The sequence below is a fragment of the Corallococcus macrosporus DSM 14697 genome, assembly GCF_002305895.1.
Taxonomy (GTDB): domain Bacteria; phylum Myxococcota; class Myxococcia; order Myxococcales; family Myxococcaceae; genus Myxococcus; species Myxococcus macrosporus.
On sequence record NZ_CP022203.1, the window covers coordinates 2,528,603 to 2,544,739 of the forward strand.

General features: G+C 69.4%; 14 protein-coding genes. 4 read left to right on the top strand and 10 right to left on the bottom strand.

What is annotated here, in order from left to right:
• Window positions 1-74 precede the first annotated feature (74 nt).
• The 4 genes from MYMAC_RS10880 (at window position 75) to MYMAC_RS10895 (ending at window position 6,796) form a co-directional block, all read left to right on the top strand.
• Window positions 75-2,738, top strand: coding sequence for a DEAD/DEAH box helicase (locus tag MYMAC_RS10880; protein ID WP_095958033.1), 2,664 nt, complete (start codon window positions 75-77; stop codon window positions 2,736-2,738).
• A 201-nt stretch (window positions 2,739-2,939) separates the two neighbouring features.
• Window positions 2,940-3,356, top strand: a complete 417-nt coding sequence (locus MYMAC_RS10885; RefSeq protein WP_095958034.1) for a hypothetical protein — start codon at window positions 2,940-2,942, stop codon at window positions 3,354-3,356.
• A complete protein-coding gene (locus MYMAC_RS10890) occupies window positions 3,356-4,381 on the top strand; it encodes a peptidoglycan-binding domain-containing protein (protein ID WP_013938773.1) in 1,026 nt (341 codons plus the stop codon). The genes MYMAC_RS10885 and MYMAC_RS10890 overlap by 1 nt, the downstream gene beginning before the upstream one ends.
• Before the next feature lie 3 nt (window positions 4,382-4,384).
• Window positions 4,385-6,796, top strand: a complete 2,412-nt coding sequence (locus MYMAC_RS10895) for an exonuclease/endonuclease/phosphatase family protein (protein WP_095958035.1) — start codon at window positions 4,385-4,387, stop codon at window positions 6,794-6,796.
• Between the two features lie 30 nt (window positions 6,797-6,826).
• Here MYMAC_RS10895 and MYMAC_RS10900 read toward each other — a convergent pair whose 3' ends face one another.
• The 10 genes from MYMAC_RS10900 to MYMAC_RS10945 form a co-directional block, all read right to left on the bottom strand.
• Window positions 6,827-7,666 carry an endonuclease/exonuclease/phosphatase family protein gene (locus MYMAC_RS10900; RefSeq protein WP_095958036.1) on the bottom strand — a complete coding sequence of 280 codons (840 nt, stop codon included), beginning with the start codon at window positions 7,664-7,666 and terminating at the stop codon, window positions 6,827-6,829.
• Window positions 7,663-8,592: a hypothetical protein gene (locus MYMAC_RS10905; RefSeq protein WP_095958037.1), complete on the bottom strand. Its 930-nt coding sequence runs from the start codon at window positions 8,590-8,592 to the stop codon at window positions 7,663-7,665. The genes MYMAC_RS10900 and MYMAC_RS10905 overlap by 4 nt, the downstream gene beginning before the upstream one ends.
• Window positions 8,589-10,547 carry a glycosyltransferase family protein gene (locus MYMAC_RS10910; protein WP_095958038.1) on the bottom strand — a complete coding sequence of 653 codons (1,959 nt, stop codon included), beginning with the start codon at window positions 10,545-10,547 and terminating at the stop codon, window positions 8,589-8,591. The genes MYMAC_RS10905 and MYMAC_RS10910 overlap by 4 nt, the downstream gene beginning before the upstream one ends.
• Complete coding sequence (locus MYMAC_RS10915) at window positions 10,544-10,825, bottom strand: hypothetical protein (protein WP_095958039.1); 282 nt, start codon at window positions 10,823-10,825, stop codon at window positions 10,544-10,546. Before MYMAC_RS10915 ends, MYMAC_RS10910 begins: the two co-directional genes overlap by 4 nt.
• The gene (locus MYMAC_RS10920; RefSeq protein WP_095958040.1) at window positions 10,822-11,076 is read right to left on the bottom strand and encodes a hypothetical protein; all 255 of its coding nucleotides are present in this window, start codon (window positions 11,074-11,076) and stop codon (window positions 10,822-10,824) included. The genes MYMAC_RS10915 and MYMAC_RS10920 overlap by 4 nt, the downstream gene beginning before the upstream one ends.
• Window positions 11,077-11,266: 190 nt before the next feature.
• The gene (locus MYMAC_RS10925) at window positions 11,267-11,587 is read right to left on the bottom strand and encodes a hypothetical protein (protein ID WP_013938780.1); all 321 of its coding nucleotides are present in this window, start codon (window positions 11,585-11,587) and stop codon (window positions 11,267-11,269) included.
• 123 nt (window positions 11,588-11,710) lie between these two features.
• Window positions 11,711-12,238: a DUF1993 domain-containing protein gene (locus MYMAC_RS10930; RefSeq protein WP_095958041.1), complete on the bottom strand. Its 528-nt coding sequence runs from the start codon at window positions 12,236-12,238 to the stop codon at window positions 11,711-11,713.
• Between the two features lie 195 nt (window positions 12,239-12,433).
• A complete protein-coding gene (locus tag MYMAC_RS10935) occupies window positions 12,434-14,317 on the bottom strand; it encodes a polysaccharide deacetylase family protein (protein ID WP_239989468.1) in 1,884 nt (627 codons plus the stop codon).
• 468 nt (window positions 14,318-14,785) lie between these two features.
• Window positions 14,786-15,652 (bottom strand): sigma-70 family RNA polymerase sigma factor, encoded by an 867-nt coding sequence (locus MYMAC_RS10940; RefSeq protein WP_013938784.1) that lies wholly within the window; start codon window positions 15,650-15,652, stop codon window positions 14,786-14,788.
• Between the two features lies 1 nt (window position 15,653).
• Window positions 15,654-16,118, bottom strand: coding sequence for a carboxymuconolactone decarboxylase family protein (locus MYMAC_RS10945; protein ID WP_013938785.1), 465 nt, complete (start codon window positions 16,116-16,118; stop codon window positions 15,654-15,656).
• Window positions 16,119-16,137 lie beyond the last annotated feature (19 nt).

Consider the following 16,137-nt stretch of genomic DNA (forward strand, 5'->3'; position numbering starts at 1 on the left):
TTCACGGACGCGAGCGTAGCGCGTGCGGGCGAATCGCTTCCCCTGGGCGCCGCCCGTGCGTATCACTGGCCTTCGTGCGTACGCCCACCGACCGGTACCTTCCGCCGCGCCCTGACGCTTCCTCCGCCGTCCCACCCCAGCGCGGGCGGGTGGTGGTCATCGCGCCCACGCGCGCCGCGTGTGAAACCATCGAGCTGGCGCTCGGGCTGGAGCTGCGCACGTACCTGGAGGCGCACCACGGCGAGCGCCTCCGCGAGCTGGCCCGGAGCGGGCAGGGGTTCGGCATCGTCGCGGGCACCGGCACGGGCAAGACGCTCGCCATCCGGCCCATCGCGGAGGAGCTCGTGGGGCGGCGGCCTCTGCGGGTGGCGGTGGTCAACCGCGAGCGGGAGGCCACCGCGGAGACGCCGCTCGCGGACGTGGTCATCGTCACCACCGGCATCGCGCGGCGCTGGTTCCAGGGCGGCGCCATCCGGCGCGAGGACACGCTCATCGTGGATGAAATCCACCAGACCTCCGCCGAGCTGGAGCTGTGCCTGGCCCTGGGCAAGCGCGTGGGCTGCCGCTTCATCTGGCTGTCCGCCACCGTGGACCCGGCCTTCTACGCGCGCTACCTGGACAGCGCGGACGTGCTCCAGGTGTCCTCGTTCGATTCGAGGAAGGCGGCCCGCGTGGAGGTGGAGCGCCGCCAGCCGCTGTCCTTCCTCGACGAGGACTTCCTGCGGGACGTGCAGCGGCAGGGGCGCGGCGTGGGCGTGTTCCTGGCCACGCGCGCGGGCGTGGAGGAGGTGGCGGCCCACGTCCGCGCGAACGCGCCGGCGCTCCACGCGGCGCACTACCACGGCGGCGAACCGCTGCGCGCCATCCGGCCCTTCCTGGAGGGCACGGCGCCCCGGCCCTTCGTGCTCGCGATGACGGCGGCGGGGCAGAGCGCGCTCAACGTGCCGGGGCTGGACACGGTCGTCATCGACGACATGCGCTTCACGAACCTGGTGGAGCGCGGCCGCAACGTCCTCACCCGCGTGCACCTGGGCAACAACGAGCTCCTGCAGATGGCGGGGCGCGTGCACGGGCGGGTGGAGAACGGGCGCGTCTTCATCCTGAGCGACCGGCCCCTGCACTTCGCCTCGCTGCGGCCCACCGAGCCCGAGTTCCAGCTCGCGGGCGAGCCGGAGCGCGTGGCGCTCACCGCCGCGGCCCTGGGCGTGCGGGTGGATGCGCTGGAGCTGCCCGTGCCGCTGGACCTGAATGCCTATCGCCGGGCGCTCGCGAAGTTGCAGGCGCGCAACATCGTGGACGCGGAAGGCCGGCTGTCCGACTACGGCCGCGCGGTGGAGGCCCTGCCCGTGGAGCGCCCGTGGGCGGAGCTCATCGTCAACGCGGAGGACGCGCTGCTGCCGGTGCTGGCGGTGTGCAGCTCGGTGGAGTCGCTGCACCGGATGACGCGCGAGGAGCGGAACCTGGACGGCCTGCTCGTGCCCGGCAGTGACCACCTGACCGCGTACAACCTCTACGCCGAGGCCTTCCGTGAAGCGGGCGCGGTGGGGGAGGTGCAGGGGCTGCCGCGCCACGTCTTCCACGCGGAGAAGCTCGCGGCCTGGGCGGAGGCGCGTGGGGTGCTGGTGAAGGCCCTGGAGGACGCGGCGCTCGCGATGGCGAGCGTGTACCGGAGCGTGGGGCTGGAGCTCCCCGCGCGCATGCCCTTCGCGGACTCGCGCGTCCACCGGCGCTTCTGCGACCTGCTCGCGCGCTTCATGCCCTTCGACCTGGTCATCGACGAGCGCACCGCCTGGGGCGAGGTCGCGCGCGTGTCGAAGACGAGCGTGTGCGGCAACCTGGGCGCGGTGGCGGGAACGCTGCGCTACTTCGCCGACCGCAACGGCGACTCGCAGGCCGGCATCGAGGGCACCCAACTGCCCCAGTCCCTGCTGCGCCGCTACGCCCGCCGCCACGCCTCGGCGCCGGCGTACGACGGGCGCTTCCGCTCCATCGTACTCGTGACGCGGCGGGACTACTTCGGCTTCGAGCTTGAACGGGATGTGGAGGTGCTGCGCGCCTGGGGGCCGGAGCTCGCCAAGGCGGCCCGGCACGCGCTCGCCGAGGCGCTGGCGCAGGGGGAGGTCCCCCATCCCGCGGTGGACCGTCACCGGCTGGCCATCGCCGAGGTGCGCGAGCTGTGGCGGCGCTCGGGAGGGGTGACCGCGCCGCTGGGCTTGCCGGAGCTGACCGCGCTCTACGAGGCGCAGCTCGAGGGCGTGGACACGCTCGACGACTTCAAGGCGCGCCCGCTGCGGCTCGAACTGGACGCGCTCGTGCCGCCCGCGACGCGTCAGGCGCTCCTGGCGCTCCCGGACACCGTGGAGGTGCGCGAGCACGTGGTGCCGCTCGAGTACGACGTGGAGCGGCTGGCGGATGGCGCACCGCGAGGCGTGGCGCGGCTGCGGCTTCCGGAGAAGCTCGCGCGCACGCTGGTGGAGGAGGAGCTGCCGCTGCTCGACCGCCCCCTGCGCTTCAGCGTGTCCCGGGGACGGAGAGGCGTGCTCCAGGCTCGCTCCCTCCTGGAGCTCCAAGAGCTGCTCGACCTGCCCTGGATGCCGGACGAGCTCGCCGAGGCCACCCGTGAGCGTCCGCGCCCGCGGCAGGACCGGGAGCGCGGCGCCCCCGGACGTGGGGGGCACCGGGGTCCCCAGGGCAAGGGCCCCAGGAATGGACGGCGGCCGGGCGGACGGCGGCGCTGACCGGACCTCGGTGGGGCCGGGGATGGCCCTGGTCGCGTCGCGGCGTGACGCTCGTGCGTCCCGCTCGCACGCGGCCAGGAGCCGCCGGGCCTCCCAAGCCCGTCCAGGCCCATGAGCGGGGCCGGTGGCTCGCCGATTGCTACCTCGTGGACCTGGTTGGGCCGTCGTCCCATTCACTGACACCTCCCAGGTCTTGGATGCATGCTGACCCTCCGCTCCGAACAGCTTCGGGTGCTGGATGCCCACCGGCAGGACGCGTTCCTGTCCGAGTTGGAAGGCCATCTCCAGCGTCACTTTCCCGCCTTCGTGGCCATGCAGCCCCGCGAATCGCTGCGCGAGTCCCTTCGCAAGGCGGTTGAAGCGGCGACCTCCGTGGGACTGGAGACCCGGGGGGACGTGAGCGTCTACGTCAACCTCTGCGCGGTGCTCGGGTGGGATTTCGCGGCCGAGCCCCAGAGCGCATGGCTCGATGCCTTGCTTCGTGATGCGTCCGTTCCCTCGGCCTCGCACCGGCTCCAACTGGGAGTTCAGGAGCTCAAGAGGCGCTTGGCGCTCGAGGCTCAGCAGCGCGAGGCCCGGCATCGATTCGAGTCGTCCAACGACACGGAGCGGCCCTGATGTTCACGACTCCCCTGAGCGTCTCATCCTTCCAGTTGGATACGGCGAACACCCAGTCGTGGAACACCTTCGGGAGTACGCCGGTGCATGGCTCCACGGTGCCGTGCCAGCGCGTGGACAAGAAGGCCATCGAGGTCACGGTCATCGACCTCCTGGGGCGGGTACTCGAGGGTCAGGTGCTCGAGCTGGCGTGGGGCCAGCAGGTGTACCGGCTGATGAGCAATACCTTCGGAGCGGTGCGCTTCGAGGGGCTGGAGGCATCCAGCTACCCACTGACCTTGTTGGGCCTGGACCGGCATGCGCTGGAGGCTCCGGTGGCCGAGCCCCTCTCGTCGATGCGGTTGCAGAGTCATCAGCCAGCGGCGTGGGATGCCCTCGGGCCCCTGTCCTGCCCGGCGAGCGAGCACGTCGTGCAGCCAGGTGAAGGGGTGGACAAGATCGCGCTTCAATGGGGGCTCCTCCCCGAGACCATCTGGGACGCTCCTCAGAACGGGGCGCTGCGAGCCCGGTTGCGGCGGCGGAACCAGCTCATTCCAAACGACACGCTCTACATCCCTCCCCGGGAGGCTTTGACCTTCCAGGCCTCGACGGGATGTCATTATGTGCTGCGTTTCAATGGCGGCCTGTCTCGCCTGAGGTTGCGCCTGGCGGTCGGGTTCGAGCCGCAGGACGGCATCCCCTACTTGCTGGAGGTGCCGGACGCCCCCACGCAGCAAGGGACCACGAAGGACGGGTACATCGACACGGTGGTCCCCACCCGGACGACACGCGTGACGCTGGTCCTCGACCAGGGCGCGCTGCGCATCGACCTTCCCGTGGACACCTTGTTGCCGCTGACGGACGACCGGGGTGTCCAGCAACGGCTTCGCAACCTGGGGTTCCCGTGTGAGTCCTCGGATGGCACCTTCGACGACGCGGCGAAGGCCGTACTGCATCGCTTCCGGTCTGGACTCTCCCTGCCTCATTCGGACGTCATCGATGACGACGTCCGCGGGGCGCTCTACTCCCTCCATGACAAAGGGTGATCCATGGCTGGCCCCCTGACCGTTGCCCAGATACTCAAGAAGCGGCGTCAGGCGCAGCAAGCGCTCCACCAGGAAGCGCTCTCCGTGGTGAACCACCGGAGCGCGGCCCTCTCAGACCCGGAAGGCCATACGACGGTCATCAACCTTCCGCTGCCCCCCGCGGTGTTCACGGTGGTGAGCTGGAACGTGCAGACCTTCGAGGCTGGGAAGAGCCTGGGGAATCCCTTCGTCAACAAGGTCATCAACCGGGTGCTCGAGGCCGTGTCCGCGGACGTCTGCATCCTGCTGGAGAGCCGTTCGGACTCCTACGTCAACATGAACGCCATCGAGACCGGCCATGTTGGAGTCAAGGGGTGGAAGCAGGCGGCGGACGAGGAAGAGCAGGACGACGACGATGAAGGCGATGAAGAGGATGATGACGGAGGGGTTGTCGCGGTCGACGAGGACGATGATGACGCCATCGATGAGGATGATGATGGCGCGCCGTTGGACCTGCTCGACGGCGGCGAGCCGCTGACCTATCAGCAGAACGTCAGCGAGATGACGGGGAAGCGCTGGCTGCCACCCAAGGCGCTCTGCATCTATGAGCCAGCCATGGTGAAGCTGCAGCGGGATGTGCGTGATTTGTCCCGCATCGCGACGCTCAAGAAGAAGAAGAAGCTCACCAAGAAGGAAACGGCGGCCCTCAAGCGGCTCAGGAAGAAGCGGGACAAGAACCTGGAGGCGGATGATGGTTATTACGACGTCGCGAAGCGGGCACGCAAACACGCGGGCCAGAAGAAGTTCCTGGGGAACTACGGCTATTTCCCCAAGCTGACCAAGGCGCTGTGTGTCACGGAGCAGGGCGCGCCCACCCAGACCTGGCTCGAACACCTGCGCGACGAGTCCTTCACGCTCGTGAGGGATTACTACCAGCTCGTGTACGTCAAGGACGACTGGAGCGAGCAGGTCCTCGACTGGAGCGTGGATATCTCCTCGTGCCCGGCGAAGGACAACTGGCGCTTCATGCTTCGTTTGAAGAAGTGCACGTGTGGTGAGTCCCTGGGCTCTGGCTCCTGTGGGTTCTGCGAGGAGCTGGGGGCCTACACCACGTCGCTCCAGAATCTGCGGCAGGCCGTGGACTCGCTCACGTTCTACATGTGTACCTGCCAGGAGAGCTATTCCATCCTCCTGCGACAGGAGACGGACGTGATGAACTCCAGCACGGCCGGCGTCTGGGTGAAGGACAAGCTCGTGTCGGTGAAGTCCGCCGCGGCGCGGCTGGTGATGCGTGCGCCCGACGAGCTGGACACGTCCCATGGAAAGCCGGTCCTCAAGGCGGGGACGCTCCTGGGATACCAGGACAACAGCATCGGGTTCTACGGCCGCTGCCCCTATCTCCTCCCGGTCGAGCTGTGGCTGCCGTATCGCGGCACCAGCCAGATGATGTACCTGGTGGCCTTCCATGGCCCGTTTGGTGCGTCCACCAACGCCGGCGTGGAGCTTCGCGCGGCCGCGATGCGCGAGTTGATGAGCGCCGGCACGGAGCCGTCGAAGGCGCTGGATGACGAAGAGAACGTGATGGTCATTGGTGACTTCAACCTGGACTGGGCTCCGGACGCCCCGAAGCCCAACGGGCATCAGAAGATCGCCAACGCCCTGTACAAGGATTTCAACAAGCGGGGCTTCAGTGCGCTCATCCCGGATGGCATCGCGACCTCCTTGGCGAGCATCCATGGGGCCGCGAAGTGGAAGCAGAAGGGGCCAGACACCGCTTCCTTCACCAGCAGTGCCTATGACAACTGCTTCCTCAAGGGGAGCGAGCTGAAGTCGCACGTGGCCTCCGCCGCGGTGCTGGACGTCATCTCCTGGATTGAGGAGAACCTCTCGGAGTTCAAGCTCCCGGACGACGACCCCCAGAAGGGAAAGCTTGGAACGCTCTCCAAGAAGCACCAGGCGTTCTACATCTACCGGAAGTACGTGAGTGACCACCTGCCCATCGTCTGTGATTTCCTGGTGGCGCCCATCTCCCCGCACACCAAGGCGCTGCGGGCGCGGGCGCGGGCGCTGGAGAACCCGAATGTGCACCGCGCGGGAGTGGAGCGGACGGTCGCGTTGCTGCGCTCCGTCACCCGGCCCTCCATGGAGGCCGTGTTCCACTTTGACGAGATGCTCGACTTCGACGTCACGACCACGACCGTGGACCAGTACCTGCCTGTCTATGACGGAGAGACGCGCGTCGCGACCTGCGTGGGCCAGGTGGACCGGCACCAGGACGGATACCTCATCCTGAAGTGTGAGCCATTCCAGGGGCAGATTCTCTGGACGTCGTGGCGGCCAATGGCGCGGCCGCGCGGGTTGGACTTGTTCCTGCGGATCCACCCTCCGGGCACGCGCGTCCAGTGGAAGATGCGCAATCCCCGGCCAGCGACGTAGCGCGGGGAGGGTGTCCAGGCGCCTGGCGGCTCAGCTCGTACGGAGGGCTCGCCGCCGGGGCTCAACGCGCGGGCGGAGCGAGGCGCTCGCCGCCGCTTCGTCCATCACCTCGTCCTCGCCATTCAAGTGGATGCGGTAGGCGATGGGCGCGTGGTCAATCATCCTCCACTGGTTGTAGCCGGGAATCGGAGGAATGGCCTCGATGCGGCTGACGTCGGAGGACCTCCACAGATAGTCGAGCGTCTCGGTCTTGAGCGCTCCGGACTTCTTTTGCTTGCCATACGTGGCCAGAAGTCCAGGGTTGACCGGCGTCCAGTCGAACAAATCCTTGATTTCGCCCGACAGGCCCGGCTGATAGGCGCTCCCAGCGAGCTGCTCCCAGGGATAGTTCATGTCGCCCAGGAGCACCGCCGGCTGTTGCTCCTGGTTGAGCTCGGCGATGTCGCCGAAAATCTCATCAGGGGCCTGTTGGCGGTTGGCGATGATGTGGACGCCGCCCACGGTGAGGCCGCGCACCCGCACCCGCAACACGGGGCGTTTCTGGCTGGCCCCGACGACCTCAATCCGGGGATTCAACTCCTCACGCCACATGATGATGTAGGAACACGGGCTCGGGTTGTTGTTCCGGTCACCCGCGGGGATGTAGCGCGCCTGGTAGCCGCTGACCCTCGAGAGGAACGCGGCCATCGGGCCTCCTCCCTGGGACACCTCGGACAGGAAGATGAGCGACGGCACGGCCTGGTGGGCGCGGACGGTGTCGTGGATCCACCGCAGGAGCTGCTCGCAACACCAGATGCAGCGGCTCTGGGGCCCCTCGGCGGAGGACTCCAGGCCACTGGCCCGCTGGGTGTTCCAATACGCGACAATCACCTGCGCTCCTCCGCGGCCCGGGGCCGGAACGGACGGGCGGCGACTCGCGTGCGCGGGAAGCCCGGGCGCGCCGGGAGCAGGGCCTGCTTCGCGGCGGCCAGCGTGGAGAGGTCCGTCAGGTTGTAGGGCCCTTGCAGCACCACCGGGGACAGCCCGTTGACGATGCTGGAGAGCACCTCGCCGTTCGGCGCGAGCACGCTCACCATGTCCATCATCTGCCACTTGAGGAACATCTGCGTGTGGTCCGCGGTGGCGGTGAGGGTGTCGGAGACGTAGGCGGTGTACTCGGTGCTGAGGGACACCTCCTGGAAGCTGGTGGAGCTGGCGCTCAGGCTGGCGGAGATGCCCACGGACATGGGGCCCCAGCCCGCGCTCGCGCTGGCGCCGAGCGAAGCGGAGACGGTGTCGGTGGTCGACGACGTCTGCTGCATGTTCGAGGTGGACGTGCTGCTGACCGTCTGCGTCTCACCCGGCGCGATGGTGTAGGACTCGGGCAGGCGCCGCCAGTACTGCTCACGAATCGTGCGGTTGCGGTTCTTCAGCAGGCCCGCCGCCACGAGGACGCGTGGGGAGTCCGGGGGAATGATGACCGCGGAGGTGGGCTGCGGCGGCAGGCCGATGTCGTTGGGGGCCACCATGAAGTTGGGCCCGAAGAAGACGCTGGCGATGCTGGAGGTGATGTCGCACACGCCGATGAACGAGCCCGTGTGGAGGCAGGACCAACTGACGTAGTCCCCATTGGCCACCCAGAAGTTGGCCGCGTAGCCCGCGGGCACCACGCCCATGGCGCACCGGGCGCCGTCCTCGGTGAGGTAGAAGAGCTGCGCGTCCACGGGCAGGTTGTTCCAGAAGCGCACGGAGCGCATGCCGCCGGTGGGTGCCGAGCTCAGGGTGCCCGCGAGAGCCTGCTGGTAGATGGGGTTCATGGACGGCCTCCACCCTGGTTGAGCTCGTCCTCGAAGAGGCGGGCCCACTCCAGGGCAATGTTGTCCCACCGGAACGTGGGGCGGGTGGCGAGCGCGTGGGCGGCCCGGGAGCGGGCCTCCAGGTGCGCCCGGTCTTCGTACAGCCGGGTCAGCGCGGCCGTCAGCGAGTCCACGGACGGCACGTGGGCGTCGGTGAGAATGCGGGGCTGGCACAAGGTCAACGCCACGTCGAGCAGCTCGGCGCTGCCCGCCCAGAGCTCCCCTGGCGCGGTGTGGCCGGGGACGACCTGCGCGGCGCCCGTGGCGGCATGCTCGAAGGCGACGAGCCCCCAGCCCTCGCTGCTGGAGGTGTTCACGCCCACGTCGCACGCGTTGTAGACGTGGTTGAGCTGGGCGAGCGACAGCCGGGGCGCGAAGCGCTGGTCCGTGCTGATGATGAGCCGGTCGGTGACGCCGAAGCGCTCCCCCAGTCCGCGCACGTCCCAGCCCACGTCCTCGGTGCCCATGTGCAGATAGAGCCGGGCGTCGGGCCGCCCCTTCGCGAAGGCCGCGAAGCCGCGCACGGTGAGGTCGACGAGCTTGCGTGGCTGGTTGCGATTGGCGTTCAGGACGATGAAGGCGTCGTCCAGCTCGTTCGTCCCGAAGAGCTCGGCGCGGCTGCGACGGCGGGACGCGACGAGCGACTCGCCCGGGGGCGCCAGGGGGCGGAAGACGTTGGTGTCGATGCCGTGGGGGATGACATCCACGCGCGGCCAGGTGGGCGGGGTGGGGAGCCGGGCGGCGGCGGCGTTCAGCTCGCCCTGACCGAACGTGGTGTAGGCGATGAGGCGGTGGATGCCCTGGAGCCCGGCGAGGAAGCTCGTGTTCAGGGGGCCGGAGTCCACGGGGCAGTAGGCCACCATCCGGTGGCGTCCGGGCACGCGGCCCAGCGCCCGGGCATAGTCCCCAAGCACCCAGATGTCGTTGACGAGGAAGATGAGGTCCGGAGCCAGGGACGCGCACAGCTCCGGCAGCCGGCTGACGCCCCGGGCATCAATGGCGGGGTGGAGCGTCCACGGCAGCTCGTGGGCGCCCCCGGCGTATTTGATGCCGAGCTGGTGGATGTCGTAGTCGCTGGCGAGGGGCCGGAAGATGCTCTCGGTGACCCGGCTGAAGCCGGTGGGCGCCACGGCATCTCCCACCACGAGGATGCGGGGCCGGCTCCGGCGCCCGGACACCGGCGCGGCGGCCCGGGGCGCGTCCACGGCGGCGGCCCGGCGCTCCGCGCGGCGCTGCATGGCCTGGAGCACCTTGTCACCCAGCATCCGGTGGCGCTCGCCCCGGCGCCGCGTGAGGACCTCATCCCGCGCCCGGAGGAACGCCTCGTCGAAGGAGACGGCGTCGGGCATGGCGAGCCCGGGATACAGGCCCCGGAGCGAGGCGGGCAGCGCGAGCTCGTCCATCACCAGGTCGTCGAAGTCCACGACCATGCCGGGAATGGAATCCAGCGCCTCCTGGGCGTCAATCAGGCCCTCGATGAGCGCCTCGTCGGGGCTTTCGCCGTGCATGCCTCGCGCCGGATAGGTCCAGCCCCGGTCCCCCATGGCGAGCGCGACGTCCGCGAGGGAGCGGTGGACCTTCAGCACCCGGAGGGGGCTGGGTCGGGCGAGCGCGGCGGAGACGACGAAGGGCTGGGTGACGTCCTTGTAGGCCCAGCCCGTGGGGCGCACCAGGTGCACGAGGTGCTCGCGGGCGGCCTCGAAGGCGGGGCCGTCCGACGGACGCAGGAAGTGCAGCGCCGCGGGCTTGGACGCGAAGCCGAAGCGCTCCAGGTTGAGCACCTCGCCATCCGTCACCCAGCCAGGGGACGCGAGCTGCAACAGCTCGCGCGCCCACTGCCACGTCCTCGAAGACAGGGAGCGCGGCAGAGACACCAGGAAGAGCGACGGCGTCTCTTCGGACAGCGGGGCGCTCATCCCTCGTCGAAGACCGTGAAGAGCGCGCCGAAGGTGATGGTGACGTCCGACGAGAAGGTCGCCGTCCCCGAGAGGGCCTTCGCTCCGCCCGAGGGGTAGAGCTGCATGAAGTAGCTCCCACCCGGCTCGCCGGAGAACGTCGTGGTGACGTCGGTGGTCGCCGACTTGGAGACCTGCACGAACGTCACCCCGTCAGGCTTGCCCTGGGTGATCTTCTTGATGTCCGCCGAGTAGGTCTGCCCCGGAAGGGGCGCGAAGACGACACGCATCGTGCTCATGGCGTTGGCTCCGAGGTGAAGACGACGGACACGTCCGTCTGGGGCGCGAGCGACGGAGAGACGATGGTCGTCGCATACGCGGAGCAGGCGTAGGAGCCGTAGCCCGACACCTGGAAGACACCGCTCATGCCAGTGACCTGCCCCGAATAGACCCGGACCGGGAGCGAGCTTGAGTTCATGTAGCCGTTGATGATGACCGTGACAGGCGCGTTGGCCTGGTTGCGGAAGACGACGCGTACGGGGTTGGACATCAGGCCTCCGGTGGATTCCGATTCACGCCACGTAGACGAAGCGTCAGTCAGTTGGGGGGATGTTGCAACCGCAATCAAATGAACTTCTCGTCTCCGGAGGCGCGTGCCAGCGCACGCGGACTGGCTGGCGCCACGGAGAAGGTCGCGTGCGGCGCGGAGATGACGCGCCGCGAGGCGCCCGCCCCGTGTCTCAAGGCGCCGGATGTCCTGGCGGCGCGGGCGTCAACACCACGCCATCCAGGACGCCATACACATAGGCCGCGGCGAAGACATAGGCCCCTGCCAGGTACGTTGCGTTGAGCGTGCGCGCCTTCCCGGCGTCGCTCGTGCTGTAGCGGCCGTCCGGCCCGCGCATCGACAATGCGGTCCCCAAGGAGACCCCCGCAGTCGCGAGTCCCAGCCCCTGCGCCACCGCCAGCACCGTGCCCATCCGCGAGCGCCCGTGCTTGAAGATGACGGGCTTGTCCAGCGGGAGACGGCGGCCGTCGGGGAGGACCAGGAGCTGGGGCATGGTGGGAGCAGACGGCTCCGTCGCATATCAGGAATGGGGAAGGCACGTCCCGGCGGTGGACTCCAGGCGCCAACCTCGACCGCGCAACGTCCTCCGCGCCGTTGAACGCTGGCGTCCCGCGACTCAGGCCGCTGGCTTCCGCAGGTAGGCGAACATGTGCGGGACATAGTCGGCCTTGCCGAGCGGCACCCCGTTGTGCCGCAGGATGTCGTAGGCCGTGACCAGGTGAAAGTAGAACTGCGGTATCGCCCAGTGCAGCGCGTACTCGCTGCCGGTCATGTCGAAGACCATGCCACCCGGCGGCTCGATGGAGAGCTGGCGTTGAGCCCCCTCATCGATGCGCGCCCTGTCCGCGGTGGACAGCAGGTGAAGCGTTCGTTCAATCAACGCGTACGCCTGTTCCATGTCCACCGGCGCCTCGAGCGCGGGCAGCGGATGCTGGCAGAGCCTCAGCACCGCCTGCTGTGCCTGGGTGCATGCGAACAGGACCTGGTTGGCCAGCGGGTACATGTCAGGTGCCAGCCGCGACTGAAGCAGGTTCTTCGGGTCAAAGCCCAGCTCGCGAGCCCGCGCTTCCCCCTTCTTCAGGAAGCCAACCAGGGCACGCAGCATCTGCGCGAAGCAGGGGACGGTGACTTCGTAGACAGACATGGGTGACTCCTCTTGGGATGGCCCCATCCGAGACGGGCGCTCGACCTTATAGACCAGGCCAAGGCGAGGTGGGCCGACCTCCGGCGCTTCGCCGCGCCGGACATCGCTGGCATGGCCAGACGTCCAGAGGGGGAAGGACTCCAGGTCGCGGATGCGCGGGACCTGGCGCACCTGATGACCGCGGCGCTCCCGGCCTCATCCGCCACCCGTGCCGCCATCTCCCTCCTCGCGGCGCGCACCCTGCTGTCCCGCTTGAGCGGACCGTGCCCCCCGCCGTCGCCTCGACAGTGAGCGGGCGAGCACGAACAGGCCACCGGCCAGCGCGAGACAGACCTCGCCCGCCCCGGTGCCTTCACATCCTCCGCAGCCGCCGCTCTCGCCTTGCACCTGCCCGTCTCCAGGAACCTCTCCGGCGGGGAGGTCCTCGGAAGGCTCCTCCTGGGGCGGAGTCTCCAGGGGGGGCGACTCGCCAGGGTCAGCCGGCGAGGCTCCGGCCAGGATGCGGAAGGGCGCGCTCATTGCCTCCACCGTCCCGTCCATGGTGCTGGCGATGCGGAGCACGGCTTCCCGGCTCGGTGCGTCTGGGACGCGCCAGGTGAGGGTGCCTGTGTTCTCCAGCGCCGTGGCCACTGGCACCCAGTCGGCGCTCGCCTCCGTGGAGTACGCCACGTCCAGCGCCGGGACCGCGCCGAAGGTGGACCACCGCACCTCCACGTCCTGGCCCGCGACGAGCGCTTCTCCCCCAGCCGGGGCGTCCAGGACCAGGCGCGCCGCGGGGGCCGTCGTCGCCTCCAGCCCGAAGTCGTCCACCAGCGCCCAACCCGCCCCTTCCATGGCGACGCCCACGCTCAGGCCTCCCGCGTCGGCTGGCAGCGCGATGGGGAGCACCCATGACGCTTCCGTCCAGGCCTCGGCGGGAGGCAGGCTCGGGCCTCGCTCCCATTCCTTCCACGTCCCATCCAGGCCCTGCACGGACGCCTTCAGGTGCAGCGGCGTGCTGGAGCGGTACCAGACGCTCACCCGCGCGCCGTGCCCGGGTGTGACGGACGGCGCACAGGTGCCGTCGTCGCGGAGCACGTGGAGGGAGGGCGCGTCCCCGGACGCGTCCAGGCGCTCCAGCCGGTAGGACCAGACGCCGCTGTGCGCCTCGGCCGAGCGTTCGGTGCGGACGGTGCCCCCGTAAGCGGGGCCCAACTGCCAGCAGTCGGGGACGCCGTCGACATTCTCTTCCGCCTCCAGCGAGGGGTTCTTCAGCGCGGCGCCGCGCTCCTGGGACACGGGGTGCACGGCGGGACGCGCTGCGCCGCCCATGATGTCCTGCACCGTGCGCACCTCGGTCCCCAGCGACGCCCGCTGCGAGAGCCACCCCATGAACTCCCGGAGGACGTCGGTCTTCACGCAGTAGGTGTGCTTCGTGCAGTCCGGCTCCACGAAGTGGAAGACGATGATGACCCAGCCGCCTCCCGCCGCCTCCGCTGCGGTGACCCACGCCTGCATCGTTTCCAGCCCGTCGTCGCGCGTCACGGTGGCGGGCGTGCGAATCTCGTAAGGGTCGAAGGGGGGGATGGTCTCCGCGGGCGGGCAGGAGCCGCAGGTGTCCACCAGGCCGCGCACGTCGCGCGCCGAGTTGTACCCGCACGCCGCGGCCATCTGGTTCACCGCCGCATCATTCGAGCCGAAAGGGAAGGCGAGGCTGGTCGGCGCGAAGCCCCAGCTCAGCAAGCGCAAGCGGTCCTCGCATATCTCCTGCCGTTGAGCCTGGGGCGTCAGCGTCAACAGCTCATCGTGCTGCAGCGTGTGCCCTCCAATGTCGTGTCCGGCCGCGGCCAGGCGGCGCAGGTCGTCGACCGTCATGTAGCTGGACTGACCCACCCGCCCGCTGATGATGTAGAAGGTCGCCTTCAGTCCCGAGGCCGAGAGCATGTCCAGCACCTGTCGCTGCTCCGCGAGCCCGTCGTCGAAGGCCAGCGTGACGACCGTCCGCGCCCCTGGCGTGGCGGCCCACACCCCTCCGCCCCATACGCCCAGCACCATCGCGAGGAGGCAGGTGCCCGCCCGCGCGTTGAGCCTTGCTCGCATGTCTTCTCCCATGTCTCGGTGCACGCCGCTCACCTTCGCGTGGGTGCGCCTCCGCCCCGCTCCTCACGTTGGAGTCCGGGCGGGCCGAGGCGCAACCTGCGCCCGCCCTCCAGGACCGGGGAGATGGCGACGGCAGCGCCGCCACGCACCTCCCCGTCGCAGATGGAGGCCTGACGCGGGAGCCGGGCACGAGCCGTGCACTGGGGATGGAGGACCTGGCTGTCCTGGGCAGGTTCGCGTAGGTCCCTGACGCCTCACCGCCAGGGCCGGGCGCGCGCTTCAGCCAGGCTCGAAGGGGCGAACCCTGTCACGGATTGACGCACGCGTTGCTGGCCCGACGGGCTTCGGTTACGTGGTGCGCTTTCGCAAGGACGTGCGGGTGGAGGAGGAAGGCGGCCACCAGCGGGCAGCGGCCGCGTGGCTACCGCCAGGGGGCACGCCAGGACTGAAGTCTGTCGCCGCACCCGCTCAGGACGGCAGCTTGTCTTCCACCAGCCCGCGGATGCTCCGGAGCTTGTCGGGGTTTCGCGTGACGTAGATGGTGGCGATGCGGCCGTCCTCGACGCCAAAGGCCGTCGTCTGGAGCGTGCCGTCCTTCTCGAGGGTGACGAAGGCGGGCAGGCCGTCGATGAAGCCCTCGTGCACCAACTGCGAGTAGTTCACGTCCAACTGGCGCAGCAGTCCCTCGAACAGGCGCAGTGTCCTCTCCTGGCCGTAGATGGGGTTGATGGCGGCCTTCACCTTGCCGCCGCCGTCGGAGTACACGACGACGTCATGGGCCAGGAGCGCCTGGAGCGCGCCCATGTCCCCGCCGCGCGACGCGGCGTAGAAGGCCGAGGCCAGCTCCCGGCCCTGCTCCTCCGACACGGGGAAGCGGGGCCGGGCCTCGCGCACGTGCGCCCGCGCGCGGCTGGCGAGCTGACGGCAGGCGGCCGGGTCCCGGTCGATGGCCTTCGCCACCTCCTCGAAGTCCATGCCGAAGATGTCGTGCAGGAGGAAGGCGGCCCGCTCCAAGGGGGACAGCCGCTCCAGGGCCATCATCAAGGTCAGCGTCAAGTCATCACCCTCCACCGCGTCGACGATGGGCTCCGGAAGCCAGGTGCCCACGTACTCCTCGCGGCGCACGCGGGCGGACTTCAGGACGTCCAGGCACAACCGCGTCACCGTGCGGACGAGCACGGCCTCGGCGTCACGCACGGCGGCGCGGTCGGTCTGGTGCCAGCGCAAGTACGCCTCCTGCACGACGTCTTCGGCCTCCGCGACGATGCCCAGCATCCGGTACGCGATGCGGAGCAGGCGGGGGCGCAGCGGGTCGAAGACGTCAGCGGGGTTCACGTCAGGCGGCCTCGGTGTTGGGAGCGGTGACTGGGTGGACGGCGCGGAACCCCACGGAGATGCGGTTCCAGGTGTTGATCATGCCGATGAGCAGGGTGAGGTGCACGATTTCCTGCTCCGTGAAGTGCGGCTTGAGGGCCGCGTAGTCCTCATCCGGCGCGCGCGTCTGGGAGACGAGCGTCAGGGACTCCGTCCAGGCCAGGGCCGCCCGCTCGCGGTCGGTGTACAGCGGCGACTCGCGCCAGCCGTCCAGCAGGTAGATGCGCTCCTCGCGCTCTCCGTGCGCGCGGGCTTCCGTGGTGTGCATGTGGATGCAGAACGCGCAGCCGTTCAACTGCGAGGCGCGAATCTTCACCAGCTCCAGGAGGCTCTTCTCCAGGCCGAGCGCCAGCACCTTCTGGCCGTACTCGAGCGTCAGCTTCATGGCATCGGGGGCGGCGGTGAACGGGGTGATCCGGGGCTTCATATTCGGCTCCTGTGGGTCG